This window comes from Chitinophaga lutea (assembly GCF_003813775.1).
Lineage (GTDB): Bacteria > Bacteroidota > Bacteroidia > Chitinophagales > Chitinophagaceae > Chitinophaga > Chitinophaga lutea.
The window spans coordinates 1,266,294-1,286,724 of sequence record NZ_RPDH01000001.1 but is presented as its reverse complement, the minus strand read 5'-3'; the positions used below and the strand labels follow the sequence as shown (position 1 = coordinate 1,286,724).

The following is a 20,431-nucleotide window of genomic DNA, read 5'->3' as shown; positions in this document are numbered from 1 at the left end:
AGGGATTTTTTTGCTCCTGCTATGCCATCGAAGCCGCCAACAGAACAAACAATTTTGCGATCCTTGTAAATCGAACATTTAGTGTTTGATTTGCAAGGAAGAGACTGCATGGGTTTACCTAATCTTCGCCTTACTAAATACGGGATTGATTTGAAGTTGTTTTTTTAATATATTTGGATCTTTTGGTAATACTTATGAGGATTTGTGCTTCAGTAGCAAAAAAGATTGGAGTTAGCCCGCTGATGTTATACCCACTCATTGCAGCTGCAATAATATTTGTTCCCAATGTAAGCGGGTGGCCAGCAACGCCAAGCGTTTATTTAGTCTTCCTGGGTTTTTCGATTTTACCGTTTTTTCTCATTAGTTCGGTAGCCAAAAGAATAAAGTTGAATGTAACCTGGCTTGATCTCGCGGTGGGTGTAGCCGGTATCTATTTCTTGGGTTGGTATATCTGGATGCCTTGCAGTAGCGATTATTTATTTGTCTTTTTGGCACTGGGGGGTGTTTACATTTTTTCCAGATGTTATAAGATTTGCCAAAATAACATCCAATATATCGTTGGGTTGTCTGTATATACTGTCATTTTATCATGTATTCCGGAGTTGTTTCGTGCCGTCCACGCTACACCATCGCCTTATGTTCCACTTAGGGGCTCCATTGGGAATTCCGGTTTGCTGTCAATTGCCTTGGCCTTATCATGTCCCATATTTATTGACGCAATTATCCGGAATTTTCCTCGTAACAGAACAAAAGCAAATGCGGCACTACTACTGTTCTGTCCAATATTAATTATTGTGGCTCAAAGCGGCTCCAGAACAGCAACGCTTATACTCGCTTTCGGCCTTTTGTTGCCCGTTGCCCGAATGATCAGCAACAGTGCAGGGAAAACCTTGTACTTCCTGTTTATGGGCTTTGCCGTTGCTTTGTCAGCCTGCTTGTCGGGCCTGACTGTAAAACAGGGGTCGGCCAACGGGCGTATATTGATTTGGAATGTGTCTATGGATATGTTTAGAGATAATCCCGTCTTTGGGGTTGGGCCCGGACAATATCAGGTTCAATATCTTGATTACCAGGAACATTATTTTCGTGATGATGCCGCAAGGATATCCAGAGCGGGTACCTATGCTGACAATAACCAATTAGCTTTCAACGAAGCGTTACATTGGACTGTTGAATTCGGTGTAGTTGGATTATTTTTGCTTGCAGTGATAATTTATCTCGCATTTAAAGGTGGAATGTCGCTTCTTGAAAACGGCTCTTGCGTTTCCTTTGATATGTTGTTTTTGTTTTTTGTCGCCTGTTCATTTTCATACCCCCTGCATATTACGCCCCTGCTGGTATTTTTTTTGATGCTGCTGGCTTCTTTGAGTAATGGGTTGCAGCCTATTCGAGCGGGCTACTTCTCGGCAGTTATTTCGGGAAAATATGCATCATTTTTTCTGATTATGATAGGTATGTCGGGAACAATTGCATCAATTAATCAATTTCGCCTGCACGTAAGATGGAAAAGTGCTTCGATGAGTATACTTTCCAACGAGGAAACTGCACTTAAAGAATACCAAGATCTTTACCCGTTCCTGCAATCGCGGGGGACATTTTTGTACAACTATGGAGCCGAGCTATTTGAGGTAGGGCGGTACCGGGAGTGCATTGAAGTTCTTGATAAAGCGTCGGAGCAATTCAATCACACGGATCTTCATCTATATTTGGGCAAGGCGTATGAGAAGCTCGGTAAACTGGATAGCGCAATATTCCGTTACACGAAAGCAGACTACATGATTCCCTCAAGATTTTATCCAAAGTATTTTCTGGCAATGTTATACCAAGCAAATGGTCAGCGGGATCTCGCCAAAGAGTTTGCTTACAAAATTCTTTCCATGAGTGCAAAGGTGCCGTCAAAGTCCATCGACGACATGAAGACCAAAATGCGTAAAATCATTGCAAATGAAGTGGAGTAAACATATTGTTTCCGGGCTGGTGGCTATTTTTTTTGCAATGGCAATCAGCGTCAGTTGCAGGCGCTTGCCTCCGGAGATTAGCAAAGTACTTGATGCGTCCAGGAATCGGAAAGAACTTATTGCTGCGATAGATCATTTTAGAAAAGAGGGGGCTAAGGAGGAATTGAAAGCGTGTTACTACCTAATTTCGCATCTACAAAACCATGCAACGATAGATATAGTACTTTCGGATACGTTAGGGCATACCTTGTGCCGAAGGGATGCCGGGTATCTTCAGGCGCTCAGAGAGAAATCTACTTCCCTCATAGGAAAATATGAGGCATATTTCCCGGTAAAAGTAATAAAATACGATGTAGATAGTCTGGGCGCATCGAGTATTATAAAGAATATTTCAATGGCTTATTCTGTAAGGCGTCAATTTCCCTGGGCGAAGAAATTAAGTGATGAAGTATTCATGAACTATGTGCTGCCTCATCGAATTGGAAACGAACAGTCGGAAGATTGGAGATCATTTTTTTTGAATCGTTACCAAAGCACGTTGCTGAATTTACCGGATTCTGCAACATCAATGGACGTCTATCGTCTATTGAATGAAGATCTTAACTCCTGGTTTGGTTATGACAAGAACTACAAACCAGTGATACCGTCACTTTCCGTGGGTCAATGTGCAGAGTTGAAAATAGGTGGATGCGAAGAAGTGGCCAATCTTCATGCGTTGGCGCTTCGAGCCGTTGGAATTCCCGCGGCCATAGAAATCGCTCCATTTTGGGGAAAATCAGATTTCGGCCACGCTGAAATAGTTCTGTTAGCTCCTAATGGAAAGCTGGCACCTCCTGATCCAGATCGATTCAGGGGCATTGCTGCCAAAGTATTTCGGAAAACATATGCAGTTTCTCCGAGCGCGGCAGACTCAATGCGGCTATTAGGGGAGATTCCTGAGAATATACCGCCGTTATTTGCTATTACCAATCTATTAGACGTTACCTCTGATAGAACATCGGTATCGGATGTGAGTGTTGAGCTCAATGCCGCCTTTACCAATTGCAGGGTAGCATACATTTGTGTATACAATAACGGCGAATGGACGCCGATAGAGTGGAGCGGGTTGAAGAATGGGCAATACGCAACTTTTCACGATATGGGCTGTGATATTCTTTATCATATTGCTTTTGTTAGTGGCGGTGAATTGATATTGTATGGAAATCCTTTTGTTCTCAAAGGCGTCAATAACCTTGATGTGATGAATGGTACGAAGATCTCATTTCCTGTTGCGAATGTTGAAAAGTTTGGCCCCAATGAGTGGAATCGCGTGGTTGCCGGAAGGGAATATTTGTTGTCAATATGGGATATTGATAATAAAAGATGGAGGCCTCTGACAAAAAAAAGATGTTCTCAGAACGGAGAGCTCCAGTTCAAAGATATTTTCTCTTCCCGCCTGTATAAATTAGATGATGTCTCCGCGCCAGGAACAGGAAGGCCTTTTTCGTTCCGCAGAGCAAAACAAATTTGGTGGTAAGGCATTCGAAATGTATTTTCGCGCCGTTGATTTAACCCGTTATTAAAATTTAACCCAGTAATCAAAAATCTCATTATTAGAGAATCCATTTAAACCAGCTTATCAATGCTAAAAAGATCCCTTTTATTTGCTCTCCTGTTATCTGCGGGGTTTCTAGTTTTTTTTGCCTGCAGAAAAGGTAGCGAGCAGAATGTAAAGCAATCTCAAGTTCAGAATCAAAGTTTATCAGTCATTTCGGTCAAAGAGGCCAAGTCCTGGTACGCGAACATGTTATCGTCGAAAGCCAATGCCAAGGGCTCGGAGGTTCTGGCGTTGGCAACTAGTTCAGACACCTATGCCGGCATTCCGGATTTTAATCGTTCTTTTTCAGTGGACCTGGGAAACGGTATGGGCATTCTCAAGGTGCCAATTGAGGAATATGCGGTATCTGGATACGGATTCCGCGACGTTCTGTTTCAAAAAGAAGCTGACAATTCCACAAGGTCATTTGTGATGGAAGTCCGGCTCGATCCGAACTACTTACGGGCCAAAATCCAACAGAAAGGAGTGCAGGATCAAAGTCTGCGATTTTATGTAGATAATAATGATTTTACAGGGCTTATTCTCATTTATAACTCAAGCAACCGTTTTGTTAGAGGAAGGCAAATGGTGAATGGGCAGGTTAAATATGAAATGGTGCCTTCTGGCGGTGCCAGTACCCTCACTGCCGTATCTTCCACGATGAGGACAGGCGGAATAGAGATTGATGGAGATAATTCAAGCGGTTACATCATTACAGGGGTTGAGATAATTGCACCAGCTCCCGAACCTCCACCGATGCCATGGTGGATATTTCCGCCTATAAGCACCGGAATTAATCCGCCGACACAACCTTTCCCAGTTGGAGGGAATGGCGCTGGTGGCAGCAGCAGTCCAAGTACAGAGTATAATAAAAATCCAACTACAGTAACGGCTGGACCCGGAGGGGGGTTAAAGTGTTCCAGTTTTAACTTTGTTGAGATTGTTAAAGTTGACCCCGAAGGATTTGGCGGTGGTTGGCAGGAATGCGCGGTTACCAATTTGCGGTTTACCGTGGTGCTAATTGACTTAAATACAATGGAGGTTAAAAATAGGATACCCGTAAAAATTGACAGCCCCATGTATTTCGGTATGCGTATTCGCGGCTGGAGCGACGAACATATTTCGCCAGGGAAAGCTGCTGAGCTTTCAGCTCAAGCGGTCAATGACGCTAGCGACAGGGTGATAAGAGAGTATAAAAATAACCTTACAGTATTGCCCGGCCAACTGCAAGCCAAGTTTATTGAGTACATTAAAAGTAATATGGTGTCAGCCGGTGGTGGAAGGGCCGACTTTACTGGTAGTAACACGACTATTTTCCGTCCGGTTAACGCAGCAGAGTACAAAATTCCGTTTATTAGCGACCTTTTTGGAAGTGGGTGTAATTAAAAAATGAAGTAATAACGGGTTAATACCTGGAACTTGTATAAAGTTCCAGGTATTTTTTAAATTTGATTTTATGGAAGAGGATATGTTGTCAATGTTTCTGTTGGAAAATATACATCGATATTTTCCACGATTGCCGCTCATTAATGAGATGAAGTATGCGGAAACTGCAGAAGTGAAAAGTTTGGGTCAACTTTGTCAGTACCACCAGGAGCACTCTGCTCAGTGGAATGCATTCCGAAAAATGGTAAAAGACACATTCCCCGGATACGTGGTGAAAGATCCTACACGATTATTTTTGAGGGACAGGTGTTTCCATCTTACCTTATGTATGGATAAAAACGAGGATGTCAAAGTACTTCACCTGTTCGTTAGTATCATTGTACCGTATTTTCATATCTGCAAAGCTGAATACAGGAAGTTTGAAATAGAACCTGGAAACATTTCGTTTCAGCGTATGAACATATATCATGAAATAAATGAAATGGCCGAAATGAAATCCGATGCACGCGCGTTATCTGAACTGGCTATTTCGAAATTCCGATTCGCACCGTTTCCAATTGAGTATTTGCATGTTCCCGTACAAGATATAGCAGTTGATGATATTACCATAAAGAGGTATGATTTTTTTGACGCCTTATTCCTGAATATAGATGAAAGCGGTTTTTTTTAATTTTTGGGTTGTTTTAGGGAGCTTTTTTGTTTCCGATGTTGCATTTGCGCAACAATCAGAACTTTTTAAAAGGGCTTTTCAGGGTATTGAGCTTGGACAATCGATAGATTCAATTCAGCATGCAAGGCAAATAGAAATTCAACCGGATAATGCGAAGCTGAAATCAATTGCATATGATAAAAGTGTGAATTACTACTTGCCGGCAGGAGCACGCCATGATTCTGTGTTTCATTTAAAAGTGGCAGGTTTTTTCATTAAAGTCAATGAGGAAGGCAAAATCAACGCAATGCAGATTGTTTGTTACTATAAGGCCGGTATCCTTCGCAACATGGTTGCGTCTTTAGGATGCTTTTATATCGCAGGTGGGGCTTCCGCAAGCGATGATGTTGAAGATGACTGTTTGAGATGTTTGGAAACCCTGAGTTTTTATGAATGGTATCTTACTGGGAAAAGCTTTTTAAGTTTAAATCTAACAACTAACTGGTTTTTGATGCCGGGTGGAGAAAAAAAGGAAGCCTTGGCTGTGTTAACATGGTATCCATCGTAAGTTATGCAAATCAGGAATTCATCTGACACGGAGATATCAATGTCCCGAATGTGTTATCGTTTAGTCTGGTACTGATCTTTATCTGCTTTCAAGAAATACAATTCTTATTCCCTTGCTGGAAATGATGAAGGAAATACAAACTTTAGGCGCGTAGCCCATCGTTTCACTCATTTAATGCACGCTCCACATAAGCCACCTTTCCGGATTCCTTTCGTATAAACACGCGGCTGCTGACATTCCCCATCCAGTCTTCCGTCGTAATGCGCAGCATGTTTTGCGCACCTATTTTGCCGCGGAATGTATACGCCCACGCCTGGCTTTTTTCTGAAAACACAGCATACCCTTTCTCTTCCTCGTACCCGGAACGGTGAACCAGGTAAATGGTGACCCGTTGCAGACGGGCCCGGGCCGGTTTAACGGACAGCAGTCCGCCACCCCGCGGCCGGCGCATCTTTTTGGTCACCTGCACGGTGACCGTCTGCTGGTCGACAGACAGCCCGATGTCCGGAATGCCCTCGCCGTGGAACGCATCCTTAAACGCCGCATTGTAAGCCGACTGCCCCGGCTTTGCTTTAGCCGCGTAATACTTTTTCTTTTCCGGGTCCAGAATGGCCGTTTTAGCAAACTCATTTGCTTTCCTGAACCGTTCGCGGTTCTGCAGCTGTCCTTTGGTTGGCGGCTTCTCGTAAGGCTTTGGCAGCTTGCAGATCACGGCCTTGCCATTCCGCTGCCTCACAACAAAAAGTCCCCCTACTTTCCCATACACGCCGTGCAGCAATACGTTGGTGGTGGATGTTGCCATAAAACAGGTTTTACAGTATATAACAGCGGCAATCGCAGATAGTTTATAAAGTGAAGAACCTTTTTTAAGCCTATGTGAAGCCTATGTAAACAGTTGACATAGGCTTCACATAGGGTATACATAGGTTGAAAACCAGCTTGTTACCTTATCGACATCCATTTAGGGGAGTTGTCGGCCGGCTTTTAGCTGTGTAATTTCCTTTTGCTGTGATTTTACCTGCTGCTGGAGGTCTATCATGTACAGCGTAAGCTCTTCAATCTTTTGCAGGAGCTTTTTATTCATCTCGCCTACATCCTGCCCCTCTTTTTCTACTTCGGCGGCGGAAGGGATTCCAGGCAGGCGCTGATGGGTTTTTATATGTTGTTCTACCTCCTGCAAAGAAGGCAGCGTATAACCGGGTTGGAAAACATAATCGGGCCAGCCGGTGGTGGTGACCTTTACTCTCTGCGCGGTGATGGTGCCGGCTACCGCCAGCTTTGACTGCGGATTGGTGGTGCCGATGCCGATGTTGCCGTTTCCTGCGAAAGGATTCAGCAGGATGCTCGACTGGCCCTGGCCTGCAATCATATAAATATCTTTACCGCCATTGGTATTTAAATCTGTGGCAATCTCTGCGACCGGTGTTTCGCCTTTGGTAAATACAATGGCGCTGGAGTTACTGCCGCCGTAGTGGTAGGCATCCAGGTATAGCGGGTTTCGCCCTCCTATTAGCGGGTGGGAAGCGGAAGCGCTTTTGACCTTAGCTGAACCGTTTACAAGAAGCGTGGAGGTGCCATCGTCGACAGGGTTGTTGACCAGTATCCGGGGAGCGCCGGTATGGAATATCTCCTGCCAGTTCTGCCACGCGCCGTTGTAATGAGACCGGAAGAACATCCTGTTGATATGTGCAGTCATCCCGAAAGTGATTTGCCCGCCCCAGTTATTACCGTCTCCTTCGCCGTTCCTGTGACGGATGTTAATAACGTTCCACCACATGCTGTTAAGCGGAGCGTTGGGAACATACGGATCAAAGCCTACGGAGCCTACAAAGGAACGGGCTGTTAATGCTGACGAGTTAAAGTCACCACTGGCCACATCGTGATAAGCGCCGGCTTTGGTAACCTGGGCTTCGGTTAACTGGCCGTGTACAGTATTAATGGAACATGCGGCGGTTAGCGCCAGGCAGAAAAATGGAATCCATTTCATAGGTCATTTTTATTGTGGGTTAAGAATAAAAACAAGATAAGGGTTTAAAATAAAAAAGCGGCCGCACCCATGGCGCAGCCGCATTTTTTAAATGCCGTGAAAAATGGAATTAAGACTTCAGTTCTTTCACGGTAATGTTTTTCCAGCGCACTTTGATGCCGCCGCCGGAGTGGATTTGCAGGGCGATCTGGCCGCCTTTTGCACCGATCTTCTCGTCGTCGAGGGTGATCATTTCCACGCCGTTGAGGTAAGTGGTGACGTTGTTGCCTTTCACCACCACTTTCATGGTGTTCCACTCGCCCATTTTCAGGTTTTTGTCTTTTTCAGCTGCCGGCTTGATGAGCCAGCCGCGGCCGTACGACTCGTAAATGCCGCCGGTGTTGCTGCCGGGAGGCGCTACTTCTGCCTGCCAGCCGGAGATTTTGGTGCCTTCCAGGGAGGAGTGGAAAAACACGCCGCTGTTGCCGTTGGCTTCCTGTTTGAATTGTACGGTCAGTTCAAAATCCTTGAACGTTTTGTCGGTAGCGAGGTAGCCGTACTCTTTGTCCGGGCCGCTTTCACATACCAGTTCTCCTTTTTCCACATACCACTTTTCCGTGCCGTGTATTTTCCAGCCGTCGAGGTTTTTACCGTTGAACAGCTTTTGTGTTTTCTGCGCGAAGGCAGTGCTGATGGAGAGCAGGCCCAGCACCGCCAGCGTCATGAATCTCTTTTTCATACAACCGTAGTTTTTTTGATAGGGGGTAAGATACCTAATCCTGCGTTCAGATGCAATAAAGGAGGGCTGAACGGCGGCACGAGATGACAAAAAAAGGCGCACCTGGGAGGGTGCGCCTTTTGAAAATATGTGACGGACTAGCGTGCTACGTTCACGGCCCTGCGTTCACGGATAACCGTTACTTTGATCTGGCCGGGGTATTGCATGTCGTTCTGGATTTTATTGGCGATCTCGAAGCTCAGGCGGTCCGCATCGTTGTCGGATACTTTTTCGCTTTCCACGATCACGCGCAGTTCGCGGCCGGCCTGGATGGCGTATGCCTTTTCCACGCCGTCGTAAGCCATGGCGAGATTTTCGAGGTCTTTGATCCTTTGCAGGTAGCTCTGCATGATTTCGCGGCGGGCGCCGGGGCGGGCGCCGCTGATGGCGTCGCAGGCCTGTACGATGGGGGAAATCACGTAAGCCATTTCCATTTCATCGTGGTGGGCGCCGATCGCGTTGACGATGGCCGGGTGCTCACCGTATTTTTCCGCCAGTTTCGCGCCGAGGAGGGCGTGGCTCAGTTCGGATTCTTCGTCGGGCACTTTACCAATGTCGTGCAGCAGGCCGGCGCGTTTGGCCAGTTTGGGATTGAGGCCCAGTTCGGCGGCCATCACGGCGCAGAGATTAGCGGTTTCTTTGGAGTGCATCAGCAGGTTCTGGCCGTAAGAGGAGCGGAAACGCATTTTACCGACCATCCGCACCAGTTCCTTATGCAGGCCGTGGATGCCGAGCTCGATCACGGTACGTTCGCCGATTTCCATCACCTGCTCTTCGAGCTGGCGTTTGGTTTTTTCCACTACTTCCTCGATACGGGCGGGGTGGATACGGCCGTCCTGTACCAGGCGTTGCAGGCTCAGGCGGGCGATTTCGCGGCGCAGCGGGTCGAATGAAGACAGTACGATGGCCTCGGGGGTATCGTCCACGATCAGGTCAACGCCGGTAGCGGCTTCGATGGCGCGGATGTTACGGCCTTCACGGCCGATGATCTGGCCTTTGATTTCGTCGCTTTCCAGGTTGAACACGGTGATGGCGTTCTCGATGGTCTGTTCGGCGGCGGTGCGCTGAATGGACTGTATGATGATTTTCTTGGCTTCTTTGTTCGCTTTGATCTTCGCGTCTTCGATGATTTCCTGGATGTGGCTGAGGGCCTGGGTGCGGGCCTCTTCCTTCAGGCTTTCGACGAGCTGGTGACGGGCTTCTTCAGCCGTGAGGGCCGCTACTTTTTCGAGGCGGCGGATATGCTCTTCCTGGTGTTTTTCCAGCTCGGAGCGTTTGATGTTGACCAGTTCGATCTGCCGGCCGAGGTTTTCCTTGATCGCCTCGTTTTCGGCAGCCTGTTTCTGCAGTTGTTCGGTTTTCTGGTTGAGGGTGTGCTCTTTCTGCTTGATGCGGTTTTCGGACTCGGAGATTTTCTGGTTACGCTGCATCACTTCTTTTTCGTGCTCGCTCTTCAGTTGCAGGTATTTCTCTTTGGCTTCCAGTAATCTGTCTTTTTTCAGGTTTTCGGCTGATAACTGGCCTTCCGCGATAATGCGTTTCGCCTGTTCTTCCGCTTCCTGAATCTTTATTTGGGTGTTTTTAGCAAAAATTAGTTTTCCGAGCAGTATACCTAAAGCCAGCGCAACGACCCCGGCCACTATGATCATTAAAGGATCTGTCATATTTCAATAAGTTTAAAAAGTATTTATAAATGCATCCCCGGCCCATTTTTGGCGAACAGGCGGGAACAGACCCGCGAAAATAACAAAAAAATAGCACCAAAGCACAGGGACGATGTGATAATGAGTTAATTAGGGATTAAAAATGCAGCACGGGCAGTTATTTCAAATGCTCATCCAGCAGATTGTCAAGGTGTTGCAGTTTTTCCAGTAAAAAAGGGGCCACGCCGGCCTGGGCTTTCCCGCCGCTCGTGGCGGGGTGAGTGGCGTACATGATGAGGGCCATGGCAATGTAGTCCTGGATGTCTTTGCCGGCATACGCCGCCTTGAATTCGATGATCTTTTCGTTCACCTCCTTCATAACGCGGCGCACGTCTTCCTCCTCCTCCGTCCGGATTTTTATCCGGTACGTACGGTCGGCCACTACAATATTGACAGGTATGAGTGTTTCCATTGTGTTTGGTTATACGTGGATAAGTGTGATGGCTACAAATGTAGTAAAATGAATCAGATGGCGCGTTTCCCCGGGATTTTTCATAAAAAGTCCGTTTCCCGGAGTTATTTTCTTTTGCAGGCACAGCCTGAAATGCAGGCTGCTGGCTGATATTTTTCTCCCCACATGGGAATAGCTTCAGTAAAATTCATGAAACATTTCACTAGTTTGGACAAATGTTTTGCACGTATCCGTGCAAAATGGCGCGCGACAGGGAAATATCTCCGCCGCGTACCGAATTTGTTCACCTAAAACAATCATGGCATGAATGCTTCGCCTGTAAAAGGCAAATCCGGAAAGGAAGAAAGGGAAAAAAGCTTCGTAAAAAAAGGCGGCGGGGATTTGCTGGACAGTTTTGAGTCGATCCTGGGTCTGCAAACAATTATGTTTACAGAAAAAGAGAAAATCGTAAAGCGCGGCATTTCCAAGGAACAACTCGCGGCCATCAAGGAGGTTTTCGAGTTCGATTACAACACGCTCAGCGATCTGCTGGCGGTTACCGACCGCACCCTGCATCTGAAAAAAGGGAAAGAAACGTTCAGCATGATCGTGAGCGACCGCATCATGGCGCTCGTTGAGCTATACAGTTACGGGTACGCCGTTTTCGGCGACAAGGACCTGTTCCACACCTGGATGAAAAGCCCCAACCGCGCGCTCGGCGGCCGCATGCCGCTGGAAGTGATCGAGACCCATCCCGGTCTGCTCGAAGTGAGAAGCCTCATCCGCAAAGTCAGGAAAGGGGTGTGATAGCATTGGCACGATGAAAAACAGCTGAAATGGAATTATTCAAACTGGGGCACCGGGAAGACGCTTACGACCTCAAAGGCGCCGATATGGAAAACGGCCGCTGGAACTACGCGGACGATCATTGCATCTACGTGTTCGATTCCTGGCCCCTCTGCATACTCGAAAGCAACATCTACACCACCACGGGCAAACTCCCGCCGACCATGGTGATTTCCGTACTGGACGTGCCGGACGGAAGCTGCCTGCTGTTCGAAGAAAACAGCCTCCCGCCGGGATGGCGGAACGAACCGCGCCCCAAAGCCTGCCTCGACCTGGGCTCCGCCGTACTCCGCGCCGCCGGGGCGCTGCTCCTGGGATTCCCTTCCCTCTACTGGCCGGGGCAAAAAAATTACCTCCTTAACCCCAGGCATGACCTGATGAAGGAGGTAAGTATCATTCGTATTGAAAAATGTAGTTACTAAAAGGGGGATGATGGTAGGGTACACCAGCGCGACCTGGGAGCCATCGTAACACGTTATTGAAAAATGCGCTTACTAAAAGAGGAATGATAGCGGGATACGCCCTGGTCTGTCGCTTTACCGGATGTCCGCGCCACACATTCCCGTTTCCCGGACTGGAGCCCCGTTCCATACACCGCCGTTTCCCCATTGCAAGCGGCGGCCGTTTCCCTACGAGTTCAGCAATGCAATGCACCGGTCTATTTCCCGGATGTAATCGTTGATCTTTCCCCGTACTTCTTTCCGGAACGCATCTTCTTCCTCGTTCAGGCCATTGCCCTGCGTAACGGTGGCAATCCTGGCCAGTTTCAGCTTTTCGTCGAGCGAAAGGATGGTGGCCTCCTGCCGGCGCAGCGCTTCCTGGTGCTCCAGCACCTGCTCGCGCAGCATGGCGTTGTCGGCCTGCGACTGCTGGAGTTTTTTGATCAGCTGCTGCAGCTTGTCTTCAATGCGTTGTATGTATTGTTCCAGTGCCATTATTTGCGGATCTCCGCCTGTAATTGCGTTTCGAAAGCTTTGACGAATTTGCTCATCAGCGCGTCCGTTTCCTGGTCGGTCAGCGTTTTCTGCCGGTCCTGGAAAGTAAAGCTGACAGCATATGATTTTTTCCCTGCGCCGAGTTTTTCACTCTCGAAAACGTCGAACAGGTTGATATGTTGCAAAAGGTTCGTTTTCACGGAACGGGCGGCGGTCTCCACGGCGGCGAACGTCACCTGTTTGTCCAGCACCAGCGCCAGATCTCTCCGCACGGCCGGGAATTTCGGGATCTCTTCAAAGAAGGTATCCTTCGTTTGCAGCTGCTCCAGCACCACATCCCAGTAAAAGTCGGCATACCATACGGGCTGTTTGATATCGAAGGCCTTCAGCTTCTGCGGGGCCACGCCGCCCAGTACCGCCACTACTTTCCCGTTCACGGTCACTTCGAATGCAGGCTGCAAACCATGCACGTTGGCGGCCGTCATTTGCGGAGCGGGCAGGGCCAGCTGCTGCAGGATATTGCCGATATAGCTTTTAAGATAATAAAAATCCACGGGTTGTGGCGGATGTACCCAGTTTTCCGGCAATTTCTGGCCGGTGAGGTACAGGCTCAGGTGGGCCGCTTCGGGATACTGGCCGGTCGCCTCGCGGGAATAGGTTTTACCGAATTCGAAAAACAGCAGGTCGTCGTTGCGGCGGTTCAGGTTGTACGCGATCCGCTCCAGGCCCGATTCGAGCATGGAAGGGCGCATCACGTCGAGGTCCGCGCTCAGGCTGTTCAGCATCTTCACCAGGCTGTCCGCATCGAGGTGCTGGTAGTACTGGCTGTTGGTGATGGAGTTGGTGAATATCTCGGAGAAGCCGTTGGCGGCGAGGTAATCGGCGATTTTTTCCTTCACCCTTTCTTTGTCCGGTTGTGCCTGGCGCGAAGGTACCATGCGCACGAACTCGGGGATGGGGATATTGTCGAGGCCGTCGATGCGCATCACTTCCTCCACGATGTCGGCGGGAATGGTGATGTCGGGTTTGTAGAGCGGGGGGCTGACTTTCAGGTCGGCCGCTGTTTCCGCATGAATGGTGAAGCCCAGGCTGTGCAGGATGTTTTTCACCTGTTCCGGGGCGTATTGATGACCGCTGAGGCGGTTGATGTAAGCGTAGGTCACGGAAATGGACGGGCTTTCGACGGGTTTGGGATATACGTCCGTCACCCCGGAAGCGGGCAGTCCGTGTGCGATTTCGCCGATGAGGGCTACGGCGCGCTCGAGCGCGAAAGGCGCCAGGCTCACGTCGAGCCCCTTTTCGAAACGCACGGCGGCGTCTGTACGAAGGCCGTGGCGCATGGACGTTTTTCGGATACCGGCCGCACTGAAATAGGCGCTTTCCAGGAAAATGCTGGTGGTGCTGTCTTTCACGCCGGAATTGAGGCCGCCGAACACCCCGGCGATACACATGCCGTTGTTCTCTCCGTCGCAGATCATCAGGTCGCCTTCGTCCAGCTTGCGTTCCTTGCCATCAAGGGAAACGAACACGGTGCCGGCGGGCAGGTTCTGCACGATCACCTTGCCGCCTTTGATCTGGTCCGCGTCGAACGCATGCAGCGGCTGGCCGGTTTCGTGCAGCACGTAGTTGGTGATATCCACGATATTATTGATGGGCCGTACGCCGATGGCCTGCAGGCGGTGCTGCATCCATAACGGGGAGGGCCCTATTTTGACGCCGGTAATGCTTTGGCCGCAGTAGCGGGGGCAGGCTTCGGTGTTTTTCACCTCCACGGCTATCTGTAAAGGCTGGTCGGCCGCGCAGGTAGTGTTGAGGCCGGGTTTGCGCACATGGTAAGCCTGAGTTTTTTCGCGGTTGTTGAGGTAGGCGCACACGTCGCGGGCCACGCCGATGTGGCTCATGGCGTCCATATGGTTGGGCGTGAGGCCGATTTCGTATACCCAGTCCTGTGCCGGTTTGAACAAATCCCTGGCGGCGAGGCCGGGTTGCAGGGCGGCGTCGAGCACCAGGATGCCGTCGTGACCGCTGCCGAGGCCGATCTCGTCTTCCGCGCAGATCATCCCGAAGCTTTCTTCCCCGCGGATCTTCGCTTTTTTCATGGTCAGGGGCTCGCCGGAAACGGGGTAGATGGTGGCGCCGATGGGAGCGACCACTACTTTCTGGCCGGCGGCCACGTTGGGAGCGCCGCATACGATGCTCAGCGGTTCCCCGTTGCCGATGTTTACTTTAGTTAATCGCAGCTTGTCTGCATTGGGGTGTTGTTCCACGCTCAGCACCTCGCCGATCACGAGGCCTTCGAGGCTTCCTTTCACGCTTTCAAACCGTTCCAGGCTCTCTACTTCCAGGCCGATGGCCGTCAATATCACAGAAAGTTCCTCCGGGCTGGGTTTTACCGGCAAATAGTCACATAACCAGTTATACGAAATTGTCATCTGTTATTCCTTCGGTACCAGGGGTACCGTTTTAATTTTGTGAAAATCAATTATTTCCGTCACATTTGCACCCCTCGTGCAGCCGTGGCGGCGCCGCGTAAAGTTAACAACTTCTGCTGTACGGAACGGGGGAAATTTCCGCAAGAAAAATGTGGAAAATCTTTTTGCACAGGAAGTGTGAATAATCGGAACTTTGCTAGGGATTTTTCCCGGTTTTGGTGGATAACCTCCCTCAAAACGGTGGATAACCCGGTATAGGTGTTAGCATAACCTGTGCGTTACTGACGAATAAATATAGTTCCGGAGAATCAGGGTTATATTGGAAAAATGCCGTTACCTTAGTTTTCCCGGCTTAAAAAAATTTACAATTTGTTAAAGTTGATGCCTGCAATGGAATGCAAAGAAAGTTGTAAAACCTGTTAGAGTCTAAGGAATCTTCGGTAACCATTTTTTTAACCTTACTTAACTAATTAACATAAATGGATCTCAATCTTAAGAAAGACCGTAACGCGCGTCGCAAGCCGGGTATCGACATTTCCACGATGGTGTATGGCAAGGTTCCCCCCCAGGCGAAAGAACTGGAGGAGGCGGTGCTGGGCGCACTGATGCTGGAAAAAGGCGCATTTGACACGGTCATCGAGATCCTCAAGGCAGAATGTTTTTACGTAGAGGCGCACCAGAAAGTGTTCGCCGCCATGCAGCGGCTGGCCGCCAAATCCATGCCGGTCGATATCCTCACCGTTGTGGAAGAACTGAAATCCACCGCTGAACTGGAAGCCGTGGGCGGCCCCTTCTTCATCAGCCGCCTCACCAACATGGTGGTGTCCTCTGCCAATATCGAAGCGCACGCCCGTATCGTGCTCCAGAAATTCATCCAGCGCGAGCTGATCCGGATTTCGGGTGAAATCATCAGTGAAGCGTACGAAGATACGGCCGACGTGTTCGACCTGCTCGACGCCGCGGAGTCGAAACTGTTCGAGGTGACCAACAACCACCTCCGCAAAAACTACGATTCCATCGACCGTATCCTGGTTAATACCATCAAACGTATCGAAGACCTCCGGAATAAAGGCGACGATATCACCGGGGTGCCTTCAGGCTTCCCCACGCTCGACAAAATCACCTACGGCTGGCAGCCATCGGATTTGATCATCCTCGCGGCCCGTCCCGCGGTAGGTAAAACCGCCTTCGCACTGAACCTCGTGCGGAACGCGGCGCTTCACCCCAAGTTCCCGAAAGGGGCGGCGGTGTTCTCGCTGGAGATGTCGAGCGGACAGATCGTACAGCGTATCCTTTCCGCCGAGTCCGAGATCAAACTCGAAAAAATCACCAGGGGTAAACTGGAGGAGTATGAAATGCGGAAATTGATGACCCATGGTATCGAAAAGCTGGCGAAAGCGCCTATTTTTATCGACGATACCCCCGGTCTGAACATCTTCGAGCTGCGTGCGAAAGCCCGGCGTCTCGTGCACAACCACGGGGTGGGTCTGATCATCATCGACTACCTGCAGCTGATGAGCGGCTCCAACGACGGCCGGAATACCAACCGCGAACAGGAGATCAGTAAAATCTCCCGCGACCTGAAGATGCTCGCCAAGGAGCTGCACATTCCCGTGATCGCCCTGTCGCAGTTGAGCCGTGATGTGGAGAAAAGGAAAGACGGCAACAAGATGCCCCAGCTGAGCGACCTTCGTGAATCGGGCGCCATCGAGCAGGATGCGGACATGGTTATGTTCATTTACCGCCCCGAATACTACGATATCACCACCAACGAAATGGGTGAGTCCAACAAAGGGGAAACGCACGTACGTATCGCGAAACACCGTAACGGCCAGCTCGATACCGTAAAACTCCGGGCAGTACTGGAGTTCCAGCGTTTCGAAGACGACGGTTTCGTAGACGGTCCCCCGCAGCAACCCGCCAGCAGCCCCTTCGCGGGCATGAAAGGCCACGGAGGCGGCGGGCACGATGAAGCGAAGATCTTCATCCAGAAAGGTTCGAAGATGAACGACATGAATTTTGACGACGACGCATTCGGAGATGCTCCATTCTAACCAGCGAAGCATCCCGATATATTAACGGAAAAGCCGGCGTCGACACCAGGACGCCGGCTTTTTATTTGAAACAGGACGGACACCATGAAGCAGTTATACAGGAAGTACCAGGCGCATTACCAGGACAATTTTCACCTCGCCTACCCCGTAGTCATTTCGCAGCTCGGCCACACGCTGGTGGGGCTGAGCGACAGCATCATCATCGGCCATACCGGCAAAGTGCCCCTGGCGGCCGTATCGCTGGGCAACAGCATTTTTACCGTGTTTATGGTAACGGGCATCGGCATGTCGTACGGCCTTACGCCGCTCATCGCGCAGGAAAACGGCCGCGGCAACCGCAGCAATTGCGGCTACCTGCTGTCGCACAGCCTCATCATCAACATCATCACCGGCATCGTGCTGTTCTTCGCCATCCTGGCCGTAGGCCATAATCTCGAACGGATGAACCAGCCGGCCGACGTGGCCGTGCAGGCCAAACTGTTCCTGCAGTACCTCGCGTTTTCTTTCCTGCCGCTGATGGTGTACCTCACCTTCAAACAGTTCGCGGAGGGGCTCGGCTTTACGCGCCAGGCCATGAACATCAGCATCGCGGGCAACGTGCTGAACATCCTGCTCGGCATCACGCTCGTGTACGGCCTTTTCGGCATGCCCAAAATGGGCATTGCGGGCGTGGGCATCGCCACGTTTACAGACCGGTTGCTGATGGGCATCACCATGGCCTGGTATGTGCTCACGTCGCCCCGTTTCAAGGAATACCTGCAAACGTTCAACCTGCGCAATATTCACCGGGCCACGATGAAAAAAATAGCGGGACTGGGCACGCCGGTGGCGCTGCAATATATTTTCGAAGTGAGCGCTTTCAGCGGCGCGGCGCTGATGGTGGGCTGGATAGGCGCTACCGAACTGGCCGCGCACCAGATCGCCATCAGTCTTGCTTCGATGACGTACATGATGGCCAGCGGCATCGCAGCCGCAGCCGGCATCCGCAGCGGCAACAACCTCGGCCGCGGCAACTTCACCGACCTGCGCCATTCCGCCATCGCCAGCTATCATATGGTGCTGGTGATGATGGGTATCACGGCCATCGTGTTCATGGCCGGCTACCGCCTGTTGCCCGCCATGTATATCAACGACCCGGCGGTGATCAGCGTGGCCTCCGGCCTGTTGCTCATTGCGGCGTTCTTCCAGTTGTTCGACGGTACACAGGTGGTAGGGCTGGGTGTGCTCAGGGGATTGGGCGACGTGAAAATTCCCACGATCATCACCCTGCTGGCGTACTGGGGCATGGGCCTGCCCGTGGGCTACCTGCTGGGCTTCCATTTCAACCTCGGCGTGCAGGGCATCTGGTATGGGCTGCTGCTGGGATTGTTAGGCGCATCGGTGCTGCTGTTTTTCCGTTTTCAGTCCATTACCCGCCGCCTCGAAAAGCAGCCGCAAAACGGGGCGTAGGGGCATTCTTTCTCACCGGGATATTTTCATGCGAGGGCATCCGGCCTGTGAAAAATCACCGTTGAACGGATGAAAGCTATAATTTTACACGATGGAATTACCGGTTTTTTATGCCCGGGATGCACAGTCCGGCTTTTATACCATGGATGAGCCCACATCCAAATACTGCATACAGGTGTTGCGGAAAGAAAAGGGCGACGCCGTGCTGCTGGCCGATGGCCGCGGTACGCGTTTCGAAGCCGTGATCACGGACGATCACCGTAAAAAATGCGTGGTGCAGGTCACCGAGCAGGTAGCGATGCCGGCGCCCGCCGTGCATTTGCGTATAGCCATCGCGTTTACCAAAAACGCCGCCCGCATGGAGTGGTTCCTGGAAAAAGCGGTGGAGATCGGGGTGCAGCAGATCGTGCCCCTCATCACCCTGCGCACCGAAAAAGAAAAACTCAAAACCGAAAGGCTGCAGAATATACTGGTATCGGCCATGCTGCAATCGCGGCAATGGTATTTGCCCCTGCTGTCCGAGCCTGCACCGCTGGAAAGCCTGATGGCCGCCACGGAGCAGCGTTTCATCGCCCATTGCCTGCCCGATGGGAAAATGCACCTGCTCGATGTGATGAAGCCGGGAGAAAACACACTGCTGCTCATCGGCCCCGAAGGTGATTTCGCGCCCGCAGAGATAGAACTGGCGCTGCAATACGGCTTCGTGCCCGTGTCGCTGGGGGATACCCGGTTGCGTACGGAAACGGCCGGGATGGTGGGCTGCACGCTGATGGCGGCGGTGAACCGGTTGAAATGAATTTGTCCGGAAGGCGGTTCTCAGGTGCTGCACAGGGAGTGAGAACATCCGGACGCCCGTGCAGGATTGGCTGAAATGCCGGTTTCAGGGAGCCGTGCGTGGTCAGGGAAAGATATAAAAAGGGGCTGTATCACATTTTGATACAGCCCCTTTTCTTTTTTATAGCATGCATTAAGGTTCCTGTTTGATCTGCGGTTCGCGCAGTTCCACCGGCGGAACGGTTTTCTTTCTCATCCGCATGTTCAGCAGTTCCACCGCAAAGGAGAACGCCATCGCGAAGTACACGTAGTTCTTCAGGTGGAAATCATGCACCACGGTGGGGTTCCAGCCTTCGATGATGAGGATGCCGCCTACCATGATGAGGAACGACAGCGCCAGCATTTTCAGGGTGGGGTGTTTGTGGATGAAGTTGCTGATGCGGGGCGCAAAAGCGAACATGATGACCATCGCGATGATCACCGCCACGATCATGATCTCCACGTGTTTGGCGAGGCCCACGGCCGTGATGATACTGTCGAAGGAAAACACCATGTCGATGAGGATGATCTGTCCCACCACGTTCATCAGGGTAGCGCCGCCTTTGCCGCCCTTCACCGTCGTTTCTTCCTCGCCTTCCAGTTTGTGGTGGATCTCGAGCGTGGTTTTCACCAGCAGGAAGAGGCCGCCGGCCAGCATGATGAGATCGCGGAGGCTGATGCCTTTATCAAAAATATGGAACAGGGGGTTCACGGCTTTCACGATGTAACCGATGCACAGCAGCAGGATTACTCGAACGGCGATGCCGGTGAACATCCAGATGCGGCGCGCCTGGTTCCTTTTGTGCTCCGGCAGGCGGTTCATCACGATGGATACGAAAATAACGTTGTCGATGCCCAGTACCACTTCCATGAGGGTGAGCGTCAGCAGGCTGATGAGCGAGTCGAGGGTCAGAAGTTCTTGCATAA

18 protein-coding genes are annotated in these 20,431 nt (G+C 50.6%); 10 read left to right on the top strand and 8 right to left on the bottom strand.

The features are described from left to right. Window positions 1–182: 182 nt before the first annotated feature. From EGT74_RS04935 to EGT74_RS04915, 5 genes are all read left to right on the top strand, one after another. Window positions 183–1,958: an O-antigen ligase family protein gene (locus tag EGT74_RS04935; RefSeq protein ID WP_158618008.1), complete on the top strand. Its 1,776-nt coding sequence runs from the start codon at window positions 183–185 to the stop codon at window positions 1,956–1,958. Further along, complete coding sequence (locus EGT74_RS04930; protein WP_123845415.1) at window positions 1,945–3,474, top strand: transglutaminase-like domain-containing protein; 1,530 nt, start codon at window positions 1,945–1,947, stop codon at window positions 3,472–3,474. The genes EGT74_RS04935 and EGT74_RS04930 overlap by 14 nt, the downstream gene beginning before the upstream one ends. A gap of 105 nt (window positions 3,475–3,579) precedes the next feature. Further along, window positions 3,580–4,920 (top strand): hypothetical protein, encoded by a 1,341-nt coding sequence (locus EGT74_RS04925; RefSeq protein ID WP_123845414.1) that lies wholly within the window; start codon window positions 3,580–3,582, stop codon window positions 4,918–4,920. Window positions 4,921–4,990: 70 nt separating this feature from the next. Then, on the top strand, window positions 4,991–5,590 hold the full coding sequence (locus tag EGT74_RS04920) for a hypothetical protein (protein WP_123845413.1): 600 nt from the start codon (window positions 4,991–4,993) through the stop codon (window positions 5,588–5,590). Then, complete coding sequence (locus tag EGT74_RS04915; RefSeq protein WP_123845412.1) at window positions 5,571–6,137, top strand: hypothetical protein; 567 nt, start codon at window positions 5,571–5,573, stop codon at window positions 6,135–6,137. The genes EGT74_RS04920 and EGT74_RS04915 overlap by 20 nt, the downstream gene beginning before the upstream one ends. A 163-nt stretch (window positions 6,138–6,300) precedes the next feature. Here EGT74_RS04915 and EGT74_RS04910 read toward each other — a convergent pair whose 3' ends face one another. From EGT74_RS04910 to EGT74_RS04890, 5 genes are all read right to left on the bottom strand, one after another. Further along, window positions 6,301–6,939, bottom strand: a complete 639-nt coding sequence (locus EGT74_RS04910) for a hypothetical protein (protein ID WP_123845411.1) — start codon at window positions 6,937–6,939, stop codon at window positions 6,301–6,303. Window positions 6,940–7,098: 159 nt separating this feature from the next. After that, window positions 7,099–8,124, bottom strand: a complete 1,026-nt coding sequence (locus EGT74_RS04905) for a pyocin knob domain-containing protein (protein WP_123845410.1) — start codon at window positions 8,122–8,124, stop codon at window positions 7,099–7,101. 109 nt (window positions 8,125–8,233) lie between these two features. After that, complete coding sequence (locus EGT74_RS04900; RefSeq protein WP_123845409.1) at window positions 8,234–8,842, bottom strand: 3-keto-disaccharide hydrolase; 609 nt, start codon at window positions 8,840–8,842, stop codon at window positions 8,234–8,236. A gap of 137 nt (window positions 8,843–8,979) precedes the next feature. Beyond that, a complete protein-coding gene (gene rny / locus EGT74_RS04895; RefSeq protein WP_123845408.1) occupies window positions 8,980–10,545 on the bottom strand; it encodes a ribonuclease Y in 1,566 nt (521 codons plus the stop codon). A 157-nt stretch (window positions 10,546–10,702) separates the two neighbouring features. Then, window positions 10,703–10,996: a cell division protein ZapA gene (locus EGT74_RS04890; RefSeq protein WP_119076914.1), complete on the bottom strand. Its 294-nt coding sequence runs from the start codon at window positions 10,994–10,996 to the stop codon at window positions 10,703–10,705. A gap of 303 nt (window positions 10,997–11,299) precedes the next feature. On the opposite strand from EGT74_RS04890, the gene EGT74_RS04885 reads away from it, so the two are divergent. Both EGT74_RS04885 and EGT74_RS04880 read left to right on the top strand, forming a co-directional pair. After that, window positions 11,300–11,782 (top strand): antitoxin Xre/MbcA/ParS toxin-binding domain-containing protein, encoded by a 483-nt coding sequence (locus EGT74_RS04885; RefSeq protein ID WP_123845407.1) that lies wholly within the window; start codon window positions 11,300–11,302, stop codon window positions 11,780–11,782. Window positions 11,783–11,811: 29 nt separating this feature from the next. Then, the gene (locus EGT74_RS04880) at window positions 11,812–12,243 is read left to right on the top strand and encodes an RES family NAD+ phosphorylase (RefSeq protein WP_123845406.1); all 432 of its coding nucleotides are present in this window, start codon (window positions 11,812–11,814) and stop codon (window positions 12,241–12,243) included. Between the two features lie 207 nt (window positions 12,244–12,450). Here EGT74_RS04880 and EGT74_RS04875 read toward each other — a convergent pair whose 3' ends face one another. Both EGT74_RS04875 and pheT read right to left on the bottom strand, forming a co-directional pair. Then, a complete protein-coding gene (locus tag EGT74_RS04875; protein WP_123845405.1) occupies window positions 12,451–12,756 on the bottom strand; it encodes a hypothetical protein in 306 nt (101 codons plus the stop codon). After that, window positions 12,756–15,188: a phenylalanine--tRNA ligase subunit beta gene (gene pheT / locus EGT74_RS04870; protein ID WP_123845404.1), complete on the bottom strand. Its 2,433-nt coding sequence runs from the start codon at window positions 15,186–15,188 to the stop codon at window positions 12,756–12,758. Before pheT ends, EGT74_RS04875 begins: the two co-directional genes overlap by 1 nt. A gap of 479 nt (window positions 15,189–15,667) precedes the next feature. Here pheT and dnaB point away from each other — a divergent pair, with 479 nt between their 5' ends. From dnaB to EGT74_RS04855, 3 genes are all read left to right on the top strand, one after another. Next, window positions 15,668–17,242, top strand: a complete 1,575-nt coding sequence (dnaB, locus tag EGT74_RS04865) for a replicative DNA helicase (protein ID WP_123845403.1) — start codon at window positions 15,668–15,670, stop codon at window positions 17,240–17,242. Between the two features lie 84 nt (window positions 17,243–17,326). Beyond that, window positions 17,327–18,691 carry an MATE family efflux transporter gene (locus EGT74_RS04860; protein WP_123845402.1) on the top strand — a complete coding sequence of 455 codons (1,365 nt, stop codon included), beginning with the start codon at window positions 17,327–17,329 and terminating at the stop codon, window positions 18,689–18,691. Window positions 18,692–18,782: 91 nt separating this feature from the next. Then, window positions 18,783–19,487: an RsmE family RNA methyltransferase gene (locus tag EGT74_RS04855; protein ID WP_123845401.1), complete on the top strand. Its 705-nt coding sequence runs from the start codon at window positions 18,783–18,785 to the stop codon at window positions 19,485–19,487. 171 nt (window positions 19,488–19,658) lie between these two features. On the opposite strand, the gene EGT74_RS04850 is transcribed toward EGT74_RS04855, so the two are convergent. After that, a complete protein-coding gene (locus EGT74_RS04850) occupies window positions 19,659–20,429 on the bottom strand; it encodes a TerC family protein (RefSeq protein ID WP_123845400.1) in 771 nt (256 codons plus the stop codon). Window positions 20,430–20,431 lie beyond the last annotated feature (2 nt).